This is a genomic window from Bradyrhizobium sp., from assembly GCF_016219575.1.
Taxonomy (GTDB): domain Bacteria; phylum Pseudomonadota; class Alphaproteobacteria; order Rhizobiales; family Xanthobacteraceae; genus Bradyrhizobium.
Window position 1 is genome coordinate 26,374 of the sequence record NZ_JACRMG010000022.1, and the last position, 21,563, is coordinate 47,936.

The window sequence follows — 21,563 nt, forward strand, 5'->3', positions numbered from 1 at the left end:
GGGAGAGGTCGGATCGCATCGGAGATGCGATCCGGGTGAGGGGGACTCTCCGCGAGTCCTCTTTGCCAACGAATATGCTGAAGCAGCCCCTCACCCCAACCCTCTCCCCGCAAGAGCGGGGAGAGGGAGAAGTGAGGCCCCTTCTTTGCGGATAGACGCTAAGCAAAATACCGATCCAGCACGCAGCGGTAGATCTTCGTCAGCTTCTCCAGATCTGCCACCGGCGTGCGCTCGTCGATCTGGTGCATGGTCTGGCCGACCAGGCCAAACTCGATCACCGGGCAATAGCTCGAGATGAATCGCGCGTCGGAGGTGCCGCCGGAGGTGGAAAGCTCGGGCTTGCGTCCCGTGACTTCCTCGATCGCGGCCACCGCAAGATCGGTGAACGGGCCGGGCTTGGTCACGAACACGTTGGAGTTCGACGGCTCCCAGACGATGCGGGCCTTGATGCGGTTGCCGCAGGCTTTCGCCAGCCGTACATCGACCAGGTCGCGCAGGCTCTGCTGCGTGTGCAGGTCGTTGTAGCGGATGTTGAATTTTGCCCGCGCCTGGCCGGGGATGACGTTGCTCGCGCTGTTGCCGACGTCGACCGAGGTGAATTCCAGGTTGGATGCCTGGAACTGAGCACTGCCGTGATCGAGCGGCTCGTCGGAGATCGCCACGATCAGCCGCGAAATATCCGGCACCGGATTGGAGGCGCGATGCGGATAGGCGACATGGCCCTGCACGCCGTCGACATAGAGCGTGCCGGATTGCGAGCCGCGGCGGCCTACCTTGATGCAATCGCCGAGCACCTCCACGTTGCTGGGCTCGCCGAGCACGCAATGATCGAATTTCTCGCCGCGCGCGGCCACCCATTGCAGCAGTTTTATCGTGCCGTTGACCGAGATGTCTTCCTCGTCGCCGGTGATCAGGAATGAAATGGAGCCCTTGGGCTTGCCGCCATTGTCACGTAGATATTGCAGCACGGCAGCGACGCTGCAGGCGATGCCGCCCTTCATGTCGACCGCGCCGCGGCCGTACAACATGCCGTCCTTCACCTCGCCGGCGAACGCGCCATGCGTCCAGGCGCTTTCATCGCCCGCCGGGACTACGTCGGTATGGCCGGCAAAGGTGATATGCGGCGCCTCGCTGCCGATGCGCGCATAGAGATTGTCGATGTCGGCCGTGCCTGGCTCGCCAAAGGTGACGCGGTGGGTCTCGAAGCCGGCTTCTTTCAGGAGGGTTTCGAGAACGCCCAGCGCCCCGGCGTCGGCCGGGGTTACGGATGGGCAGCGGACGAGGGATTGAGCAATCGAGAGGGCATCGGTCATGCCCCCGACTTAACATGCCAAACCGGCGGAGCACTAGCTTTGTGCGGCACCATTTCGATCTCGCTGTGTTGCTCCCAGCGCCGTTCGGTTTTGGGCAAGAGCGGGTTCGTTCCAAACCGGTTGATCTTGTCGGAGGGCCGGTTCAGGTCAACCCGGCGCGGCGGAACCCCTCCAGATAATGCTCCCGGTCGGCTTCATTGCGCCACGGCAGCTGGGTCGCGATCCACGACAGCGAGATGTTCGGCTGGGTGCGGCGAAGCTCGGCGATGGCCATCTCCGCCGTGCTCGTATCCCCGCTCATGCCGGCGGAGACCGCGAGCACGCGATAGGCGCCGGTGAGATCGCCGCGGTGGCGGATCGCCTCGCGCGCCAGCGCGATCGCCTCGTCATATTGCCGCGTCATGAAGCGGGCATAGCCGGCGATGCCGTAATAGATCGCAAGCGAGGGATCGCGGGGGCTGAGACGGATGGCGCGCTGCGCGGCCTCGAAGGAATCCTCGGTGCGCCCGGCATAGGACAGCGCCAGCGCGTAGTAGCCCTGCGCGAGGCAGAAATTGGAATTCAGCCGCAGTGCGGTCTCGAACTCGGACAGCGCGTCGTCGAGTCTTCGCGTCGAGAAATACACGCTGCCGAGCGCAGTGTGCGCCCACGCGTCCTCGTGGTCGAGCTGTACGGCCGTCGTTGCGGCCTGCTCGGCAAGCGGCGCAGCCTTCGCCAGCTCGGCCCAGCCGAGATGCACGCCGAACATGTGGCTGGCCGCCAGCACCGACAGCGCCTGGCCGTAATTCGGATCGATCGCGATTGCCTTCTGCAGCAGCGCCTGCGCCACCACATGGTCCTCGCGCGTCACGCGCCAGTAATGCGACAGCGCCCGCATCAGGAGGTCCCAGGCGTCGAGGTTCGCCGGCGGCTTGCGTTGTGCGCGGAAATTCTCCGCCGCATAGATCTGCGGCTCCAGGGCGGCCACGATCGCGTTGGTGATCTCGTCCTGCACGGCGAAGACGTCGACCAGTTTGCGGTCGAAATGCTCCGCCCAGATGTGGCTTTCGGTGGTGGCGTCGTTGAGCTGCGCCGAGATGCGGACACGGTCGCCGGCCTTGCGCACGCTGCCTTCGACCACGTAGCGGACTCTCAGTTCCTCCGCGATCTGCCTGATGTGGACGTTGCGGCCCTTGTAGGTGAAGGAGGAATTGCGGGCGATGACGAAGAACCAGCGCACCCTGGAGAGCGCGGTCAGGATATCCTCGCTGATGCCGTCGCAGAAATATTCCTGTTCCTCGTCGTCGCTCATGTTCTTGAACGCGAGCACGGCGATCGCCGGGCGGTCGGAGGCGACCGTGGCCGCCGCGGGCGCCGGCACGGTCGCGGGGGATTGAGCGGCGGGGGGAAGCTCCACGCACTCGCCGACGAAGCGAAAGCCCTTGCGCGGAATGGTGCGGATCAGTCGCTGTGCCTTGCCGTCATCCTGCAGCGCCTTGCGCGCGGCGTTGATCCGGCTGTTCAGCGCCGAGTCCGAAATGGGCCGGTTGCCCCAGACTTCGGCAACCAGATCGTCCTTGCTGACGACGCGGTCGCGATGCGCGATCAGGAACAGCAGCAGGTCGAATACCTGCGGTTGCATGGGGATCAGCACGCCGTCCCGTTTGAGCTCGCGTAGCTCGCTCTCAAGTTCGTGATTTTCAAAGCGAAATCGCACCAAACACTCCGGTTCCGCTTCTCAAGCAAAAATCAGGAATATCTCAGGCAAAGGACAACCATCCGGAAAAGCCCTGGGCGGCTCAATACGGCATTTTGCAGCGGTCGATTGCCGACACCATCGGCGCAACTGTGCTGCCAACGGAGCTATCCATGTCCCAAGTCCATACCATAGGCCCGGATTTCTCGGGCTCCAGATTGTTCAAGTTCATCGCATTCCTCTACGGAATGGCATCCTATCTCGTCTTCTTCGTCACCATTCTCTACGCCATCGGTTTCGTGATGGGGCTGGTCGTGCCGAAGACCATCGACACCGGCACCAACACTTCCACGATCGAGGCCGTCGCCATCAATCTACTCCTGATGTCGCTGTTCGCCGTACAACACAGCGTGATGGCGCGAAAGGGCTTCAAGGCGTGGTGGACGCAGTATGTTCCCAAGCCGATCGAGCGCAGCACCTATGTGCTGGCGTCGAGCGCGTGCCTGCTGCTGCTGTTCTGGCAGTGGCGTCCGATTCCGGCTGTCGTGTGGCTGGTCGATGATCCCGACCTGGCGGTGGCGGTCGCAGTACTCTCGCTCGTGGGCTGGGGCCTCGTGTTCATCAGCACGTTCCTCATCAACCATTTCGAGCTGTTCGGCCTGTCGCAGGTCGTCAACCATCTCGTCGACAAGCAGGCGGCGCCGCCGCGCTTCCGCACGCCGCTGCTCTACAAGTTCGTGCGTCACCCGCTCTATCTCGGCTTCATCATCGCGGTCTGGGCCGCGCCGGTCATGACCGTGGGCCACCTGCTGTTCTCTGCGGTGATCACGGCCTACATCCTGGTCGGCATCTGGCTCGAGGAGCGCGACCTGGTCGAGATGTTCGGGGACCAGTACCGCGAGTACAAGCAGCGCGTCTCCATGCTGATTCCCTGGCGCAAGTCGTGGTGAGCCGGCCGCAGATGAGGAAGACAGCCATGAATCACATCGGCAACTGTTTCTGTGGCGCCGTGGAAATCGAGGTCCACGGCGCCCCGGAAGCGATGGGATACTGCCACTGCCGTTCGTGCCGCTCCTGGTCGGGCGGCCCGGTCAATGCCTTCAGCCTGTGGAAGCCGCAAGCCGTGCTGATCACCGCCGGTGAGGAGCACGTCGCGACCTACACCCGGACGCCGGTCAGCGAACGCAAATACTGCAGCAAGTGCGGCGGTCATCTGATGACCAATCATCCGCAACTCGGGCTGGTCGACGTGTTTGTCGCGACCATCCCCACGCTTGCCTTCGCGCCGCAGGTCCATGTCAACTATGCCGAGACCGTGCTGCCGATGCGCGACGGCCTGCCCAAGCTGAAGGATTTTCCGTCCGAATTCGGCGGCAGCGGCGAGATGGTGGCGGATTAGCGAACCTTTTTGAACAGTGAAGAAGGGCGTGCAACGTTGCTGCACGCCCTTCCTGCTTTATTTCAGCCCGGCCCGGCGCAGGCCGTCGAGATAGTGCTCGCGATCTTCGGCCTGCTTCATCGGCAGCTCGCGCGCGATCCATTCCAGCGAGATGTCCGGCTGCGCCTGCAGCAGTCCCTGCAAGGCGACGGCGGAGAGCTCGCGATCGCCGGCCATGCCGGCCGCCGCCGTCAGCACGCGGTGCGCGCCGACGAAATCCGCGCGCTGCCGCAGCGACTCGCGCGCGAACCTGATCGCTTCCTCATATCTGCCGGCGGCGAACTGGATGTAGGCGCCGACCCCTTGATAGATCGCCGCCAGCGGGTCGCGCGGGCTGAGCCGCAGCGCTCGGCGGATGGCGACGTCGCCTTCCTCATAACGGCCCGCATAGCACAGCGTCACCGCATAGAACGCCTGCGAGAACGCGAAATTGGGATTGAGGCGCAACGCCAACTCGAATTCGGCGATCGCGTCGTCGAACCGTCGCATGAACAAATAGGAGTAGGCGAGCCCGATATGCGCCCAGGCATCCTCGCTGTCGGCCTCGACCGCGGCGAGCGCCTCGCGCGTGGCGATCGGCATCACGCTTGCCATGTCGGCCCAGCCCATGTGGGCGCCGAAGATGCGGCTGTTGGCGAGCAGACCCAGCGCCTTGCTGTAGCGGGGATCGATCTCGATCGCCTTTTCCAGCAGCGCCTGGGCCACCGTGTTGTCCTGCTGCGTCACCCGCCAGTAATGCGACAGCGCGCGCATCACGAGATCCCAGGCGTCGAGGCTTCCCGGCGGCTTCTGCTGGGCCCGAAAGCTCTCGGCGGCATACAGATGCGGCTCGACCGCGGCGACGATCGCTTCGGTGATCTCGTCCTGCACCGCGAAGACGTCCTCGATGCTGCGGTCGTAGCGCTCGGCCCACAAATGGCTGCCGGTCGTTACATCGTTGAGCTGCGCGGAAATGCGCACCTGGCCGCCGCTGCGGCGCACGCTGCCTTCGACGACGTAGCGCACGCCGAGTTCGCGCGCGATCTCGTTGATGTGGACCGAGCGGCCCTTGTAGACAAAGGATGAGTTGCGCGCGATCACGAAGAACCATCGCAGCTTCGACAGCGCGGTGATGATGTCCTCGCTGATCCCGTCGGAAAAATACTCCTGCGCGCGGTCGCCGCTCATGTTGAGGAAGGGCAGCACGGCGATGCCAGGCCGGTCGGTGAGGGCCGGCAGCATCTCCAGTTCGCGGCGCGCGGTTGCGGGTTCCGCCTGGGTGGTTCCTTCCGTGGCGGTCTGCACGGCGCCGACGAAACGAAATCCCTTGCGCGCGATGGTGCGGATCAGCGCCTGCTCGGCGCCGCTGTCGCCGACGGCCTTGCGGGCGGCATTGATTCGGCTGGTCAGGGTCGACTCGGCGACATGCCGTCCCCGCCAGATCTTCTCGATCAATTCTTCCTTGCTCACCACGCGATCGCGATTTTCCATCAGATGGACGACGAGGTCGAACACCTGCGGCTCCAGCGAGACCGGCAAGCTCTCCCGGCTCAACTCCCGCGTGTCTGTGTCAAGTACCTGATTTGAAAAGAAAAACTTCATCCGTCGTCGATCCCAAAACAGAACTCGCGAATTACTCAAGAAAAACTGGACAGATTCTCAAGCACGGCGGTCAATCCATGACTCTGTTTGAGTCGGCAGATGACGCCGATGGTTCACCGGGCGTGCTTGCCACTATCCAGTTCACGCCATCGAAATATCCCGCGCGAGGGAAGCCGCGACAGTGAGGTCGCGCACGGTCAATATACGCGCGTGAAATGCCGGGCAAATATGGCTGAACTGCAGATCGTTCGTTGCCCTAAAGGCACAAGTCAGTGCAATCGGTGCAAGCGATTGCCGAGCACCTGTTGGACTTGATTCAAATGATGCCGGTCGCGCTGTCGCGCCGAATCAGTCGCGCAGCAGTTCGTTGATGCTGGTCTTGGCGCGGGTGCGCTCGTCGACGCGCTTGACGATCACGGCGCAGGCAGTGGCCGGACCGGGCTGGCCGTTCTTCAGGGGCTTCGGCGGCAGCGTGCCGGGCACCACGACCGAATATTCCGGCACCTCGCCGATGAAAACTTCGCCGGTCTCGCGATCGACGATCTTGGTGGAGGCGCCGAGGAAGACGCCCATAGAAAGCACCGCGCCCTTGCGCACGATCACGCCTTCGGCAACTTCGCTGCGTGCGCCGATGAAGCAGTCGTCCTCGACGATCACGGGCTCGGCCTGCAGCGGCTCGAGCACGCCGCCGATGCCGACGCCGCCGGAAATGTGCACGCGCTTGCCGATCTGCGCGCAGGAGCCGACGGTGGACCAAGTATCGACCATGGTGGCTTCATCGACATAGGCGCCGAGATTGACGAAGGAGGGCATCAGCACGACGTTGCGGGCGATGAAGGCCGAGCGGCGCACGATCGCTCCGGGCACTGCGCGAAAGCCGGCGTCGCGAAAGCGGTTCTCGCCCCAACCCTCGAACTTCGAGGGCACCTTGTCCCACCACGAAGCCTTGCCGGGGCCGCCCGGAATCTGGGCCATGTCGTTGAGGCGGAAGGACAGCAGCACCGCCTTCTTCAGCCACTGATTGACCTTCCACTTGCCGCTGGCCTCGCGCTCGGCGACGCGCGCCTCGCCCTTGTCGAGCAGCTCGAGCGCGTGATCCACGGCGTCGCGGACCTCGCCTTTGGTCGCGGTCGAAATGCCGTCACGGGCGTCGAACGCGGCATTGACTGATGTTTCGAGGGCGGCGAGGGACATGGGTGTTTCCTTGGCGGACGGGCTTTTCGGGTCGCTTTTTCGGGAAATGGGGCGTGTGAGTCAAGGCCGGGATGACAGTTACAGCAGGCGCTGCAAGAACCCGGTCAGATCGTCGGTGACGTGATCGACATGGCCGGCATCGCGGCCTTCCAGCTCCCAGTCCTCGCGCACCACTTCCTTCGCCCCGTCGGGCACCACCAGCACGGTGGTCATGCCGAGCCGGTGCGGCACCACGAGATTGCGCGCAAGATCCTCGAACATCGCCGACCGCGCCGGATCGACGCCGTGCAGGTCGAGAAATCGCTGATAGGTCTGCGGCGCCGGCTTCGGCTCGAGCTCGGCTGCGATGATGTCGAACACCGCGTCGAAATGTCCCGACAGCCCGAGGCGGTCCAGCACCGCATCGACATGATCGACCGAGCCGTTGGTGAGGATCAGCTTGCGGCCGGAAAGCTTTGCGATCGCAGCCCCCATCGCCGGATTGGGCTCCAGCGGCGAATGATCGATCCTGTGCACATAGCTGAGGAAATCGTCGGCGATGACGCCGTGCTCGGTCATCATGCCGCGCATGGTGGTGCCGTAGCGGCGGTAGTAGTCCTTCTGGATGCGCCGTGCTTCCTCTGGCGAGACGTTGAGGAAATCAGCCACGAACTCGCCGATCCGAGCATCGACCTGCTGCCACAGATTGACGTGATGCGGATAGAGCGTGTTGTCGAGGTCGAACACCCAGGTGTCGACATGGTCAAAGCCGCGGGGAGGGGTCATCGCATTTCCCCCGCTGTCATCGCCCGGCTCGACCGGCGATCCAGTACGCCGGGGCGTCGAGAAGATAACTGCCGCCTCGGCGTACTGGATCACCCGCATTCGCCGGTGATGACAAGTGAGTGTGCGGAATCTTCATGGCATCGCAAAGCGCAGCGTCTTGCTGCCGCCGCTCATGTCGACGGCGGCAAAGCCTGCGGCGGAAAGCCCGCGCGTGCCGCAATCGCCCTGTTCGTTGATCTCGAACTTGGCTTCCCGGGTGCAGAGCTGCGTGGCGCCGCCCCAGTTCAACGCCTTGTCCCTGTACTTCACCGTGCGGTTCTCGCCGTCGACGGCTTCCGCAAAGCTGAAAATCTGCTTCGGCTGGCCGGCGACGTCGGGATGCAGGCACTTGCCGGGGTCGATGCGGTACCAGCCGCGGCTCGTCACGGTCTTGCCGTCGTCCGTCGCCACCGCCGCCATGACCTTGTGCGGCGTGTCGTTGCACCAGGTCAGCCCCGTCGCGGAAGGCGACTGCACCGCCTCGATCAGCTTGGCGAAGAAGTTCGGCTGCTGCACGGCGTCCGCATTCAGCCCGCGGCTCTTCAGAAACGCATTCAGCGCGGCCTGGGTCTTCGGCCCGTCGGTGCCGTCGATCGGCGCGGCATCGTAACCGGCGACGACCAGCAGCCGCTGGATGCCCGCTAGTCGCGCCTGCTCGTCGTCGTACTCGGAGTCTTCGGCGAGATAGGCGATGAGGTGGCCGTCGTCGGTCTGCGTCGGATTGATCTGGGTGAACGGCGCCGGGGTCTGTCCGGAACGGCATTGCCGCGCAGCTGCGATGACGAAATTCTGCTCGGCGATGCAGAGCGTGTCGGCACCGCCCTGCGGCGCCGGCGAGGAGCCGTAGAGACCGAGCGCGCGCGCATGCAGCAAGATGCGATCGGCGGTCAGCGTGCCCTGCGCCACCACGCGGCAGCCGGCGGGATCGATGCGGAACCAGCCGCGCGTGGCGGTCGCCGACTGATGATCGATGCCGATCGCCACCTCGACCACATAGCTCATGCGGTTGCAGAGTTTCAGGTCCGCATGCGCGGGTGCGGCAGACGCCAGGATCGACACAATTGCCGCAGGCAAAGAGAGAGCCGTACGCCGCACATAACGGCGCATCCGGGCGCGAAGACTGCGCCTGATCTTCGGGGCTTTCTCTCTGAAGCCTGTCACTTGTGGATCAGCGTGCCGGTGCCCTGATTCGTGAACAGCTCAAGCAATACCGCATGTTGAGTCTTGCCGTCGATGATGACGACGCCCTGCACGCCCTGCTCCAGGGCGTAGATGCAGGTCTCGACCTTCGGGATCATGCCGCCGGAAATGGTGCCGTCGGCGATCAGTTTTCGCGCGTCCTTTACGGAGAGTTCGGGAATCAGCTTCTTCGACTTGTCGAGCACGCCGGGCACGTCGGTGAGCAGCAAGAGGCGCTTGGCCTTCAGCGCGCCGGCCACGGCCCCTGCAAAAGTGTCGGCGTTGACGTTCAGTGTCTGCCCGTCGGCCGAAGTCGCGAGCGGCGCCAGCACCGGAATCAGTTCATGGCCGATCAGCTGGTTGAGCAACGTGAGGTCCACCTTCTCGGGATCGCCGACGAAGCCGAGATCGATCGCCTTCTCGATGTTGGAATCCGGATCGACCATGGTGCGCTTGGTCTTCGACGCCTTCACCATGCTGCCGTCCTTGCCGGACAGGCCCACCGCCTTGCCGCCGGCCTCGTTGATGTAGCCGACCAGCTGCTTGTTGACTGAACCCGCCAGCACCATCTCGACGATCTCGATGGTGGCGGCGTCGGTGATGCGCAGGCCGGCTGCGAATTCCGACTGGATGCCGAGGCGCTTGAGCATGGTCGCGATCTGCGGCCCGCCGCCATGCACCACCACCGGATTGATCGCGGTCTGCTCCAGCAGCACGATGTCGCGCGCGAAAGCTTTCGCGGTGTCCTCGTCGCCCATGGCATGGCCGCCATACTTGATGACGATGGTTTCCTCGTCATATTCCTGCATGTGCGGCAGCGCCTCGGACAGGATGCGGGCCTTGTCGAGCGGGCTGATATCGGTGTCGGTCATGAAACGGTCTCGCGAGAACGGGCGGGGCGGATGTCGGGCCGGTTTCTATCCGATTGCCGGGCAGGGCGCAAAGAGGCCGCGCCGCAGCCCTGTCACGCGCGCCGGGGCCACGCCGCTGCAACCGCCAGTGCCAGCCAGCTTGCGATCAGCAGCGTGCCGCCGGTCGGCGCGGCAAGCGGGAACAGGCCGTGGCCGGCAAATTGCCGCAGCGTCAGGTCGCCGGCGAACAGCGCCGCCGCGACGACGAATCCGCCCGCAGCAGCAAGCCCGATGCGGGCATGGATGAGAGCGCGCTCCGCCAGCGCCACGGCCGCCAGCACGGCGCAGGCATGAAACAGCAGCATCGACGATGCGGCGGCAAGCCGCGAGGCTTCGGCCTGGTGTGCGGAGGCTGCCGCCAGGATGACGCCGTCGGCACCCATGATGCCCGCCAGCACGATCAGCACGCGCGCGGCACGGTTCATTGCCCGCGCTCCCGCATCAGGCGCACCATCGCCGCGCGCAATTCCGGCATGCCCTGGCCCGAGCGCGAGGACGTTGTCAGCACTTCGGGAAACGCAGCGGGATGTCTTGCCAGCGCCGCCTTGGTTTCCTCGATCCGTGCGGCGAGTTCGGCCGCCTTCACCTGGTCGGCCTTGGTCAGCACGATCTGGTAGCTCACGGCGGACTTGTCCAGCGTCTTCAGCACGTCCTGGTCGACGTCCTTCAGGCCGTGGCGGCCGTCGATCAACACATAGACGCGCGCCAGAGAAGCGCGCCCCAGCAGGAATTTGTGGATCAGCGCGGTCCATGACGCGACCTTGGTCTTCGCCGCCGCGGCGTAGCCATAGCCGGGCATGTCGACCAGCCGCAGACCATTCTTGTCGGGGCCTTCGAAGAAGATCAGTTCCTGCGTGCGGCCCGGCGTGTGCGAGGTGCGCGCCAGCGCGTTGCGGCCGGTCAGCGCGTTGATGAGGCTCGACTTGCCGACATTGGAGCGGCCGGCGAACGCGATTTCGATGCCACCCATCGGCGGCAGCGTCTCGATCGAGGGCGAGGCCCAGATGAAGTGCCAGTCGCCGGCGAACAGCTTTCGCCCTTGCTCGATCAGCTCCGCATCGATGTCGGTGGCGGTCATGCGAAGGCGTCCCTGCTCGTCGGTCATTCCGGGATGGTGCGGAGCACCAGGCCCGGAATCTCGAGATTCCGGGTTCGATGTTTCGCATCGCCCCGGAATGACGTCACGCGAATGCGCGCGACGTCACGTCTTCGACTCCGCCTTCGCCTCTGGCTTCTTCGCGAAGGTGGCCCGGAGATTGTCGAACAGCTCCACCTTCACGCCGTTCTTGCGCATGATGTAGCTCTGCTGGATGACCGAGAGCAGATTGTTCCACGCCCAGTAGATGACGAGGCCCGCGGGGAAGCTCGCCAGCATGAAGGTGAAGATCAGCGGCATCCAGTCGAAGATCATCTTCTGGGTCGGATCCGGGGGCGCCGGGTTGAGCTTCATCTGGACCCACATCGTGATGCCCATGACGATCGGCCAGATGCCGAGCATCAGATAGGCGCCGATATGCGGGCCGAACACCGCGAGCGGATCGAACGGAATCAGCCCGAACAGGTTGAAGATCGTGGTCGGGTCGGGCGCCGAGAGATCCTTGATCCAGCCGTAGAACGGCGCGTGACGCATCTCGATGGTGACGAACAGCACCTTGTAGAGCGAGAAGAACACCGGGATCTGCAGCAGGACGGGAAGACAGCCCGCGACCGGATTGATCTTCTCCTTCTTGTAGATCTCCATCATCTCCTGCTGCTGCTTCACCTTGTCGTCGGGGAAGCGTTCCTTCAGCGCCTGCAGCTGCGGCTGCACCGACTTCATCTTCGCCATCGAGGCGTAGGACTTGTTGGCGAGCGGGAAGAAGATCAGCTTCACCAGCACGGTCACCAGCAGGATCGCGATGCCGAAATTGCCGAACATGTGGAAGAACCAGTCCAGCGCCAGGAACATCGGCTTGGTGATGAAGTAGAACCAGCCCCAGTCGATCAAGAGATCGAAATGGTTGAGCCCGAGCTGCTTGTTGTAGCCGCCCAGCCCAACCAGCGGGAAGTTGATGCCGACCACGCCCGCTTCCTTGGCGCCGGCAAACAGCCGTGCATTGGAGGAGCCGGTGCCGCCGATCGGAATCGTCTGCGGGTCCTGCAGATAGTCGGTCTGGTAGGTGCGGGTCTTGCCGACGAGGTTGGACGAAAAACGCGCCTTCAGCTTCGCCGTGGTGTCGGGCAGCAGCGCCGAGGCCCAGTATTTGTCGGTGATGCCGAGCCAGCCATTGGTGACGTTGAACTCCACCTGCTTGGCATCGTCGATCGACTTGTAGGGATATTCCTGCAGTCCCTTTTCGCCGAGATAGCCGATCAGGCCTTCGTGCAGGATGTAATAGCCGGACACCTCGGGCGCGCCGTGGCGCGAGATCAGCGCGAACGGATAGAGCGTCACCGGCGTGGAGCCGATATTGCTCACTTCGTCCTTCACCGTGAAGAGATAGCGCTCGTCGATCGCGATGGTGCGCTTGAAGGTGAGGCCTTCGCCGTTGTCGTGCTTCAGCACCACCGGGCTCGACGGCGACAGCACATTCGAGCCTTCCTGCGTCCACATCGTGTTCTGGTCGGGCAGGCGGATCTGCGAGCCCGCCGCCGGCACCCAGCCGAACTCGGCGTAATAGGGGCTTGCGGTCTGCGACGGCGAGAACAGCACGATGGCCGGCGACTTCGGATCGACCGTCTCGCGATACTGGTTCAGCGCGACGTCGTCGATGCGCGCGCCCCTGAGCGAGATGCTGCCGGAGATCTTCGGGCTGTCGATCTTGATGCGCGGGGTGGCCGCGATCGCGGCGTCGCGCGGCAGCAGGGCGCTGGCGACGGGCGTCACCGGCGTGCCCGAGGAGGGCGTGGTGCCGGCCTGCGGCGTCGCGCTGCCGGGCGTGCTGGTTCCCGGAGCGGCGCCGGGCGCCGCCTGCGTCGGCTTCTGCAGCTCGGCCTGCTTCTGGGCCTCGACGCGCTGCTTCTCCATCTGCGGCACATTGTAGAAATATTGCCAGGCGATCAGCACGAGGCCGGACAGAATGACGGCGAGGATGGTGTTGCGATTGTCGGTCATCGGTTTTGCGGTCTCGTCATTCAGGTCGGGGTGGAGCGCCGTGAGTCCTTCTTAGACGCGTTTTCTTTACGCGAACCGGAACCCACTTCGCTTGAAAACGCTTTGGTCGGTCGATCAAGGCGGCGGAGCGCCGAACGCAGATCGTCCAGCATGACCGCAAAGTCCCGCGTCAGCGCCTCCCGGCGGCCGACTAGCACATAATCATGGTGCGGTCGCATGGATATGACGTCCAGCCGCTTCACCAGTTCGCGAAGCCTGCGCCGGATGCGGTTGCGCTCGGTGGCGGTGCCGTTTTTCTTGGTGACGGTGAAGCCGAGGCGGATCGGACCCTGGTCGTCGCGGCGGCGGGCCTGCAGGGCAAAGGCCGCGCTGGAGACCCTCGCGCCATTGGCAACGGCGAGGAAGTCCGCCCGCTGCCTTAGCCGATCCATGTTTGCTGTCCTAGGGGCGGCCCGGCTCAGGCGCTCAGACGCTTGCGGCCCCGCGCGCGGCGGGCGGCGAGAACCTTGCGGCCGCCGGCGGTGGCCAGGCGCGCGCGGAAACCGTGGCGGCGCTTGCGCACCAGTTTGCTGGGTTGATAGGTCCGCTTCACGGGTCGATCTCCGCTGACATAGCAATTCGCCGCTTGAGGCAATCTGCCGTTGAATTGAGAAGGCGTCCGGTGATGCTGACCGGCCCAAAACGGCCGTTTGCGGCCCCAATGAGCCGCCGCCCGAAAAACCGGGCCATCGCGGACAATTGGCGCGGCTTATAAGCGAGCGACCCCAATTCGTCAACGCTATCAGATGTCTCGGCCGGGGTTCTTCGAAACGGCACAATCTCCGTAAATATTGCTGATTTTGCGGTGTTTTAACGGTTGAGGATGGCGACCCGTCCGGCCGAACACTAGATCAGGGAACCGGCGCACATTAGCGATCGGTAATTTGACCGGCTTGGGGGCAGGACCGCATCCTGCAGGACCGGATATCGAGGGCAGATATCGTGTCAGAGGCGACTGACAATCAGCCGGACGGCGACAGGCCGCGACCCCCCGGGGGGGCGCGCCGGTTCGGCCTGTCCGGCAAGCTGCTCTTGATGACCATTCCGCTGGCCATGATCGCCGGCATGATGATCTACGTGCCCGCCATCGCCAACTTCCGGGTCAACCGGCTCAACGATCGCCTCGCCGCCGCCAACACCGCCGCCCTGGTGCTGGATGCCGCACCGTCGGGCATGGTGCCGGAGACGCTGGCGCGGCAGATCCTCACCAGCATCGATGCGCGTGCGGTGGCCATCAAGATGGGCCAGCAGCGCCGCCTGCTGGCGAGCGCCGATCTGCCCGAGAAGATCGACCACGACATCGACACCCGCAACATCACCGTGTGGGCGGCGATCCACGATGCGTTCGAGGTCATGTTCGAGAACGACAACCACGCGATCCGCGTGGTCGGCAAGGCGCCGGGCGCCGCGCAATTCATCGAGGTGGTGATCGACGAGGCGCCGCTGCGCAAGGCGATGTACCGCTTCTCGCGCAACGTGCTGATCGTGTCGCTCTTGATCGCCGGCATCGTGTCGGCGCTGGTTTACCTCGCCTTGCATTATCTCTTCGTGCGGCCGATGCGGCGGCTCACCGCCAATCTCGTCGGCTTCCACGAAAACCCGGAAAATCCTGCGCGCATCATCGTTCCGAGCCAGCGCGGCGACGAGATCGGCGTCGCCGAGCGGGAATTGAGTGACATGCAGCGCGACCTCGTCTCGATGCTGCATCAGAAGAGCCGGCTCGCCGCCCTCGGTCTTGCCGTCTCCAAGATCAACCACGATCTGCGCAACCTGCTGGCGTCCTCGCAGCTGCTGTCGGACCAGCTCGCCAGCGTGCCCGATCCGCGCGTGCAGCGCTTTGCGCCAAAGCTGATGCGCTCGCTGGAGCGCGCGATCGCCTTCTGCCAGTCCACTCTGTCCTACGGCCGCGCGCAGGAGGCCGAGCCCGACCGCCGGCTGATGCTGGTCGAGCCTGTCGTCGCCGAGGTGCGGGAATCCGCAGGTCTCGCCAGCGACGCCTCGATCACTTGGGTCGCCGCAATCGAGCGCGGCCTCTCCATCGATGCCGATCCCGACCAGCTGTTCCGCGTGCTGCTCAACCTCGTGCGCAACGCGGCGCAGGCGCTGGAGAGCCAGCCGCAAAGCAGCGCCGCCGCGATGCAGATCCGCATCACCGGCCGCCGCGAGGGCTCGGTTGCGATCCTGGAAGTGTCCGACACCGGCCCCGGCGTGCCGGCGAAGACGCGTGCGCATCTGTTCGAGGCGTTCCAGACCTCCGGTCGCCCCGGCGGCAGCGGGCTGGGACTGGCCATCGCCGCCGAACTGATCCGCGCCCATGGCGGCAGCATCCACCTCGTCGAAGGCACCATCGGCGCCACCTTCCGCATCTCCATCCCTGACCGCCCGGTGGAACTGCAGACCGTGCGCAACGAGCGGGCCAGCGCCTAAGCCGTTATAACCGCAGTCTTTTCCGTCATTCCGGGGCTTCGCGCAGCGATCAACCCGGAATCTGGAGCTAATGGAGCGAGATTCCGGGTTCGCGCTCACGCGCGCCCCCGGAATGACGATGGAAACCATGCGGTCCGGCGCCCGGACCACGTCGCTTCCGGACCTTGCAAACCAGTCCGGAAGCCGGTAGCTAGAGCGCTCTTCGCGGCCATCCGAGCCTTCACCGGATGCAAATCGGGTTTTCAAGCCCCATATCGCCGAAGAAAACGCGCCCGTAGCTCAGCTGGATAGAGCATCAGACTACGAATCTGAGGGTCGGACGTTCGAATCGTTCCGGGCGCGCCATCTATCTTCTTCACATGTCATCGATTTTCAGAACGGCCTAAAATCACCCCAGACTAGAATCTCTGTTTAGTCTGGGTTTTAGTCTGGGGAAATTTTTAGCCGGCAGGCGCCGATGCTTTCCATTCCGGATTGGAAGCGTGACCGCTCCCAATCCGCCTTTGTCTGCTTGGAGCGCCCAAACCGGGGCGGCGTCGGGCTGTCAAGGCCGAAGCCGCGAAGCGGAGGTGCGACAGCGCAACCTTTTGCGGCCCTGACGCCGGCCCGGTTCACGGTCGCCGGCAGCAAATGACCACATGCCTCGTCAGACCACATCGAGCTCGCGCTTCGGGCGCCATGCGACGGGATCAGCAATCCAGCGGTTGATGTCGGACTCATGCCAGCCGCTCCCGTTGACGCTGATCCTGATCTGCGGCGGGAACGTGCCCTCGGCGATCTTGCGGTAGATGGTGGACCGGGACAGCCCGGTCCGGGAAAGAACGGTTCTGAGGCGGATGATACGTTCCGGTTCGTGCATAGCCGCGTTGCCTCCTGCTGGCTATTTCTGACGGCTTCTGAGCCCAGACAGGACATGCAGGTGCAAGCGGGCAAGAGGGTTGTTCGACTCGTCGTAGCGTGGCGTAGAGACGATGGCAGATGGATGGTTCAAATTCCGATGCCTCGGCCTCTGCCGATGTCGATGCCGTGAATGAAAGCCAATTCCTGGCCGAGCCGGCGGCCTGATTCGAACGTGATGCCGAGTTCGATCTTGCGGTTGGTGAGGATGGACTCCAGTTGCGGATCGCGTTCGAGGCTTTTCGCCATGTCGCCCATCGCCGTGCGCGTCGCCGTGTAGCCGGACATGTCGCCGGCCTGATACTGGCGTTGGCTGGTGTGGTCGAGCTTCTGCCAGCGCTCCACGAAACGGTCAGCGCGGCGGCTCGGATTGGTACGCAGTTCGGTTTCAAGCTGGAGCGCGCGGATGGCACGGGCAGAGTTGCCCGAAGCGGCTTCAAGGGCGAGTTCCGGGTTTTTCTTGTAGGCAGCTTCGGCGTCGTGCGAGCCATAGGGCCGCACCTCCTCGAAGACCTTGCGGGCCTCCTGCAATTCCTTCACCTGCTCCGGGCTGGCCTTGGCGCCCCGCTCCTGCATATCGAAGATCGCAGCCACGGCCCGGGCATGGCGAACCAGCGCCTTCGTGCGGGCCTTGCGCAGCGCCGCTTCCGGGTCTTCCGCCGCCGTCCTTTCCGGCCTTTCCCGTTCCGGCCTTCGCGCGTCGTCCGGGCCAGGCACGGCGTCAGCGGACGGCCGCAGCCCTTCGAACATGCCGCGCATCTTCTCGGGCACGATCTTCCTGACAATTTCGGCGACACGCTCGCGGAAGGTAATGCCGCGCCGCTCGGCATAGCTCTGCGCCGGCTCGATCTGCTCGTAATCCGAGGCCATGTCCTTCGCGCGATCGCGCGACAGGGTGCGAACCAGCCGATCCTGACCGGCGAAGTCATCGTGGCCGTAGTGCAGGTCCATGCCGTCGCGGTGCCGCGACAGCGCGACATAGCTGGCATGGGCGTCCATGCCCGGGGTCGCCAGCACATGGGTGCGGTCCACTGTCATGCCCTGCGCCTTGTGGATCGTCGCCGCATAGCCATGGTCGATCCGGCTATAATCCCTGAGGTCGAAGGCTACGGATCGGCCATCGTCGGTGCGCACGGTCATGGATTGCGGGCTGACTTGCTCGATGGTCCCGAGTGTGCCGTTCTTCACGCCAAGGCCGCGCTCGTTTTGCAGAAACATGACGCGATCCCTGCTGGCGAAGTTTCTCGCGCCGCGCTCGACCGTCACACGCACCTCATCGCCCAGATCACCCGCAGTCCGCATCCGCTCGCGCGCTGCCTCGTTCAGCGCGCGAACCTCGTCATTGGTATGGGTCAGGATGATCCGGCTATTGTCCGGCGACGCCTGCCGGTCGCGGTCCCAGCGATCGATCAGATCGCCGCGCGCCTGTTCGCGGGTTTGAGCACCATGCACCATGCCGCGGGAGCGATAGGCGTCAAGCGCATTACCGGTTTTGCCATCGGCGAGATCGCGCGTAGCCTCGCGCTGCCAGTCCTGCCGCTGGCGGCGCACTTCGCCGATTTTCGCTCCGCCGTGACGCTCATGGATCGACCGGAACGCCGCGCCCGCTTCTATTGCTTGCAGCTGTTTTGGATCGCCGATCAGGACGACCTTTGCGCCGGCTTCGGCAGCACGGGATAGGACGCGCTCCAACTGGCGCGTGCCGGCCATGCCCGCCTCATCGATGACAAGCACATCGCGGGTTGTAAGCCCGTCGCGACCCTGTTGCCAGCCATGTTCCATGCTGGCAATGGTGCGCGACGCAATGCCCGATCCGCTTTCGAGGTTTTGTGCGGCGATGCCGGACAGCGCCACCCCCTGGACCTCATAGCCGGCCGCCTCCCACGCCTCCCGCGCCACGCCCAGCATCGCGCTCTTTCCCGTTCCGGCATGGCCGACCACGATCCCAAGATCGCGCCCGTCCGTGACATGCGCCAGCGCGTCGGCCTGCTCGCCTGAAAGGACAAGACCGCGCGCTTCCGCACGCGCAAGAGCCGCCCGCTTGTCGGTGCCGTTCACCTCATGGCATTCCCGTTCTGCCATAAGTCCGACGGCGCGGTGCAGGCGCTGTTCGGCCTCAATCATCTCGCGCGTGGTGAAGCGATCCTCGCCGCGAGCGTCCTTGCCGAGTTCGACCAGATTTGGCGCGCTACGCACAGCGCCCACGACATCGTTGAACTGGTCGATCCCGTCGCTATGTCGGTGCGCGAAGACAGCCATGTCGCGGTGCGTGAAGGTCGATTGCTGATGGGTGATTGCGTCCAGTGCGATGAAAGGATTGGCGATGATCCGCGCGCCGTTGTTGCGCGCGATCTCGCGGTGCATCTCCGCGCGGTCGGCGGCCTCGACCCCTTCGCCCTCGATCCGTTGCGCCGGCGCACCGATCTTGCTTTGCGGCTCCAGCGCAATGCCCTGCGCCTCGAAGCTGCGATGGTCGATCCGCGCGTCGATATCGAGTTCGGCCAGCCTTTCGTTGGCAAGCGCGGCCCAGCGTTCCCGCCAACGCTCGACCATCTCGGTGCGGTTCCAGTCCCGCACCTTCGGACCAAAGCCGCCGTTCTCGTCGCCATCTACGTTCACTTGGCGCATGGTCAGCATGACATGGGCATGGGGTTTGGGCATGCCGTCCTCGATCATGTCCCAGTGCACATTGAGGTCGGCAATCATCCCCAAACCTACGAACTCGGCCCGCACAAAGTCGCGGGCGAGCTCAATGCCCTGAGCCTGGGTCATCTCGCGTGGAAGCGCGAATTCGACCTCTCGGGCAAGCTGTGCGTCCTTGCGCATCTCGAACGCCTCGACATCGTTCCACAGCCGCTCGCGGTCGCTCCATGCCTCCGGCGCATTTTCAGGCAGCATCACCTCGGAATGGACGACGCCACGCTTGGCCGAAAAGTCGTGGTTGCGCTCAAGTCGCTCGTCGCGCAGCCGCGAGCCCGAGCGATAGGCGGCTGACGCCACCGCGCTGGAGCCGGCCTTGCGGCCAATGACCTTGACGTGAAGATGATAGATCGCCATCGCGACCGGATCAGTGGCACAGCGAAGCGCACGTCGGAACGACGTATAAGCGCGCCCTCCCTCGAAAAATTCTCGGGCGGGATTACACCGTCTCAAACCGTCCCGGCGACCTTACAGCATTATGCCCAAGGCTCAACTATCATCCCTTCATCAACATTGCTGGAGAATGTGATGCGCAAGCCGCGGGATTTCGACGGGGAACTGAAAGCGCTTCAAGACAAGGCCCGCGACCTCAAGAGCCGCAAGGTACAGCAGCTCGGCGAACTGGTCATCGCCACCGGGGCAGATAGCCTCAGCGCTGACGAACTGGCGGGCGCGCTGATCGTGCTGGCTGAGACAAAGGACGTTGGAAAGAGGGAGGCCTGGGCGAAGCGCGGGGCCGCGTTTTTTCAGAGCCGGTCGCGGCGAACAACACCGGCAGCTGACCGCCACGCTGGCGGCGCTCGGGCGCAACCGGGCGGCGCGCAACCGTCAACAGGCAGCAAGGGCGCGGCATGACATGCGCACCTGGCAAGTCGAGCGCCGCAAGCGCACGCGGCACCTGATCGAACTGGGCGGCCTCGTCGTCAAGGCTCGTGTCGTGGACCTAACCGGCGATGATCGCGCCACCATCCTTGGCGCGCTGCTTTGGATGGCTGACAAGCTCCAAAGCGATCAGGGCGAACAGGCGCGCGAGCTATGGGCCGCAAAGGGGAAGCAAGCGTTCGAGGCGGACCCGGCAACACACAAGGGGGCAGATCAAACTGTTTCAGCAGTTTGATGCACGACAATGTCATGTCAGCCGAGCGACTGCGTGCGCGGAGCGTCGTTCGAGCATGCGATGGGCGCTGGAAGCGTGGCGACGGAACTCGCGATCCGCCAAAAGGATAACTTGCTTCGCGGGCTCGTAGATACAAGATTGTGGTTGCCACCCCACCAGCCGATGCGCAAACATCAGTTATGTCTCGCCTGAGGCCGCGGCTGGCGGTGTCTTCGGCCTTGTCGAAGAAGGCGTCCACTAAACCGGCAGCAGCTCAACCTCAACCTTGTGGCTTTCCGTTGCAATTTCCCACCTTGTCATCTGCCGATGCACAAGCCGAACCCCCGAACTGCCAAGGCAATAGCAACCGGCGTGGAGTGGATGCGAGTTGCTGATATAAGGTGCAAATCTTCTTCGAGAGCTGGGTTATCGTGAAGCGGAATTCCGTCCGACAGACCGTCGAGCAAGTCTCGAAGCGGAGATCGCGCAGAGACACCAAAGTCGTGCTGTCCGAATTGAATGTGAAGCGGATCAAAGCCGGCATCTCGATCGAGAATCTCGCCCAGGACATCGCCCATTGCGGAAACTGCTGCTCTACGTCCAGCGGATACTCGATGCCGAGGGCCACACAATCACTTTGCAAACTGTTTGCAGCCCATAACCGCAGCCGCCTAATCGGCCAGGCCGTCACCAAAATTTAGCGATAGCTCAGATCACTGCACGGAAAAACGCGTCGCACGATTTTTCCGATGCCGTCCAAGCGCTTTACAAACGGCTACGGCTGGAAGGCAAGACGTAATCTGGGTCCATGCTTTGTTGAGGTTAGCTTGAACTGTTGGACTGTCTAAGGACAACACCGCGCAGACTGCAACGCAGGTCTCCTCCTCGAGGGGAGGGGCGACGGCTCGTCAAGTTGAAGCCACTACCGCTGCGAGATGATCAGCGAAGCCATCCGGATCGTGTACTGGTTGAGTGTTTCAGCCATGAACGGCAAGGCGAGCAGGAAACCGATGAACGTGGCAATGATCTTTGGCACAAATATGAGAGTTTGCTCTTGGATCTGGGTCAGAGCTTGGATCAGTGATATAGCCACACCAACAACAGTACCGATCACCAAGAGTGGCGCTGAGATCACGACGACTGCGAGGATCGCGTCTCGCGCTGTCTCGACTACCTCGATCCCGGTCATGCGTCCTCTTGACGACGTGATTCGCT

The 21,563-nt window shown here is 63.9% G+C and carries 21 protein-coding genes and 1 tRNA gene; 6 read left to right on the forward strand and 16 right to left on the reverse strand.

Translation table 11 applies throughout. The features are described 5' to 3' along the window. Positions 1 to 158 precede the first annotated feature (158 nt). Both dapE and HZB49_RS18210 read right to left on the reverse strand, forming a co-directional pair. Positions 159 to 1,313 (reverse strand): succinyl-diaminopimelate desuccinylase, encoded by a 1,155-nt coding sequence (gene dapE, locus HZB49_RS18205; protein ID WP_291613828.1) that lies wholly within the window; start codon positions 1,311 to 1,313, stop codon positions 159 to 161. Positions 1,314 to 1,455: 142 nt separating this feature from the next. Next, positions 1,456 to 3,009, reverse strand: a complete 1,554-nt coding sequence (locus HZB49_RS18210; protein WP_291613830.1) for a winged helix-turn-helix domain-containing tetratricopeptide repeat protein — start codon at positions 3,007 to 3,009, stop codon at positions 1,456 to 1,458. Between the two features lie 152 nt (positions 3,010 to 3,161). Here HZB49_RS18210 and mddA point away from each other — a divergent pair, with 152 nt between their 5' ends. Together mddA and HZB49_RS18220 are read left to right on the forward strand one after the other, a co-directional pair. Beyond that, positions 3,162 to 3,938, forward strand: coding sequence for a methanethiol S-methyltransferase (mddA, locus tag HZB49_RS18215; protein WP_291613832.1), 777 nt, complete (start codon positions 3,162 to 3,164; stop codon positions 3,936 to 3,938). 26 nt (positions 3,939 to 3,964) lie between these two features. Then, positions 3,965 to 4,387, forward strand: a complete 423-nt coding sequence (locus tag HZB49_RS18220) for a GFA family protein (RefSeq protein WP_291613834.1) — start codon at positions 3,965 to 3,967, stop codon at positions 4,385 to 4,387. Positions 4,388 to 4,444: 57 nt separating this feature from the next. Here HZB49_RS18220 and HZB49_RS18225 read toward each other — a convergent pair whose 3' ends face one another. The 10 genes from HZB49_RS18225 to rpmH all read right to left on the reverse strand — a co-directional run bounded on the left by HZB49_RS18225 (position 4,445) and on the right by rpmH (position 13,781). Further along, entirely contained in the window at positions 4,445 to 6,007 is a 1,563-nt protein-coding gene (locus HZB49_RS18225; RefSeq protein ID WP_291613837.1) for a winged helix-turn-helix domain-containing protein, read from the reverse strand. Between the two features lie 348 nt (positions 6,008 to 6,355). Then, on the reverse strand, positions 6,356 to 7,201 hold the full coding sequence (dapD, locus tag HZB49_RS18230) for a 2,3,4,5-tetrahydropyridine-2,6-dicarboxylate N-succinyltransferase (protein WP_291613839.1): 846 nt from the start codon (positions 7,199 to 7,201) through the stop codon (positions 6,356 to 6,358). Positions 7,202 to 7,279: 78 nt separating this feature from the next. Further along, the gene (locus HZB49_RS18235; RefSeq protein WP_291613841.1) at positions 7,280 to 7,966 is read right to left on the reverse strand and encodes a pyrimidine 5'-nucleotidase; all 687 of its coding nucleotides are present in this window, start codon (positions 7,964 to 7,966) and stop codon (positions 7,280 to 7,282) included. 132 nt (positions 7,967 to 8,098) lie between these two features. Continuing rightward, entirely contained in the window at positions 8,099 to 9,112 is a 1,014-nt protein-coding gene (locus HZB49_RS18240) for a DUF1036 domain-containing protein (protein WP_291613898.1), read from the reverse strand. Between the two features lie 50 nt (positions 9,113 to 9,162). Further along, positions 9,163 to 10,056: an acetylglutamate kinase gene (gene argB / locus HZB49_RS18245; protein ID WP_291613843.1), complete on the reverse strand. Its 894-nt coding sequence runs from the start codon at positions 10,054 to 10,056 to the stop codon at positions 9,163 to 9,165. A 92-nt stretch (positions 10,057 to 10,148) separates the two neighbouring features. Next, positions 10,149 to 10,520 (reverse strand): DUF423 domain-containing protein, encoded by a 372-nt coding sequence (locus HZB49_RS18250; RefSeq protein WP_291613845.1) that lies wholly within the window; start codon positions 10,518 to 10,520, stop codon positions 10,149 to 10,151. Further along, positions 10,517 to 11,173 (reverse strand): ribosome biogenesis GTP-binding protein YihA/YsxC, encoded by a 657-nt coding sequence (gene yihA, locus HZB49_RS18255; RefSeq protein WP_291613847.1) that lies wholly within the window; start codon positions 11,171 to 11,173, stop codon positions 10,517 to 10,519. The genes HZB49_RS18250 and yihA overlap by 4 nt, the downstream gene beginning before the upstream one ends. Positions 11,174 to 11,296: 123 nt before the next feature. Continuing rightward, a complete protein-coding gene (yidC, locus tag HZB49_RS18260; protein WP_291613849.1) occupies positions 11,297 to 13,189 on the reverse strand; it encodes a membrane protein insertase YidC in 1,893 nt (630 codons plus the stop codon). Between the two features lie 20 nt (positions 13,190 to 13,209). Then, on the reverse strand, positions 13,210 to 13,620 hold the full coding sequence (rnpA, locus tag HZB49_RS18265; RefSeq protein ID WP_291613851.1) for a ribonuclease P protein component: 411 nt from the start codon (positions 13,618 to 13,620) through the stop codon (positions 13,210 to 13,212). Between the two features lie 26 nt (positions 13,621 to 13,646). After that, positions 13,647 to 13,781 carry a 50S ribosomal protein L34 gene (gene rpmH / locus HZB49_RS18270; protein WP_008542748.1) on the reverse strand — a complete coding sequence of 45 codons (135 nt, stop codon included), beginning with the start codon at positions 13,779 to 13,781 and terminating at the stop codon, positions 13,647 to 13,649. Between the two features lie 482 nt (positions 13,782 to 14,263). Between rpmH and HZB49_RS18275 the strand changes: the two genes are divergently transcribed. Then, positions 14,264 to 15,655: a HAMP domain-containing sensor histidine kinase gene (locus HZB49_RS18275; RefSeq protein ID WP_291613853.1), complete on the forward strand. Its 1,392-nt coding sequence runs from the start codon at positions 14,264 to 14,266 to the stop codon at positions 15,653 to 15,655. A 268-nt stretch (positions 15,656 to 15,923) separates the two neighbouring features. Further along, positions 15,924 to 16,000, forward strand: a tRNA-Arg gene (locus HZB49_RS18280). A 301-nt stretch (positions 16,001 to 16,301) separates the two neighbouring features. On the opposite strand, the gene HZB49_RS18285 is transcribed toward HZB49_RS18280, so the two are convergent. Both HZB49_RS18285 and traA read right to left on the reverse strand, forming a co-directional pair. Further along, complete coding sequence (locus tag HZB49_RS18285; RefSeq protein WP_291613855.1) at positions 16,302 to 16,514, reverse strand: AlpA family phage regulatory protein; 213 nt, start codon at positions 16,512 to 16,514, stop codon at positions 16,302 to 16,304. A gap of 128 nt (positions 16,515 to 16,642) precedes the next feature. Further along, entirely contained in the window at positions 16,643 to 19,609 is a 2,967-nt protein-coding gene (gene traA, locus HZB49_RS18290; protein WP_291613857.1) for a Ti-type conjugative transfer relaxase TraA, read from the reverse strand. Positions 19,610 to 19,780: 171 nt separating this feature from the next. Between traA and HZB49_RS18295 the strand changes: the two genes are divergently transcribed. Together HZB49_RS18295 and HZB49_RS18300 are read left to right on the forward strand one after the other, a co-directional pair. Continuing rightward, on the forward strand, positions 19,781 to 20,107 hold the full coding sequence (locus HZB49_RS18295) for a conjugal transfer protein TraD (RefSeq protein WP_291613900.1): 327 nt from the start codon (positions 19,781 to 19,783) through the stop codon (positions 20,105 to 20,107). 1 nt (position 20,108) lies between these two features. Next, positions 20,109 to 20,369 (forward strand): conjugal transfer protein TraD, encoded by a 261-nt coding sequence (locus HZB49_RS18300; RefSeq protein ID WP_291613859.1) that lies wholly within the window; start codon positions 20,109 to 20,111, stop codon positions 20,367 to 20,369. Between the two features lie 296 nt (positions 20,370 to 20,665). Here the strand turns inward: HZB49_RS18300 and HZB49_RS18305 are convergent, their stop codons facing one another. Then, positions 20,666 to 20,926, reverse strand: a complete 261-nt coding sequence (locus HZB49_RS18305; protein ID WP_291613861.1) for a hypothetical protein — start codon at positions 20,924 to 20,926, stop codon at positions 20,666 to 20,668. 344 nt (positions 20,927 to 21,270) lie between these two features. Further along, positions 21,271 to 21,537, reverse strand: coding sequence for a flagellar biosynthetic protein FliQ (locus HZB49_RS18310; protein WP_291613863.1), 267 nt, complete (start codon positions 21,535 to 21,537; stop codon positions 21,271 to 21,273). Between the last annotated feature and the right edge of the window lie 26 nt (positions 21,538 to 21,563).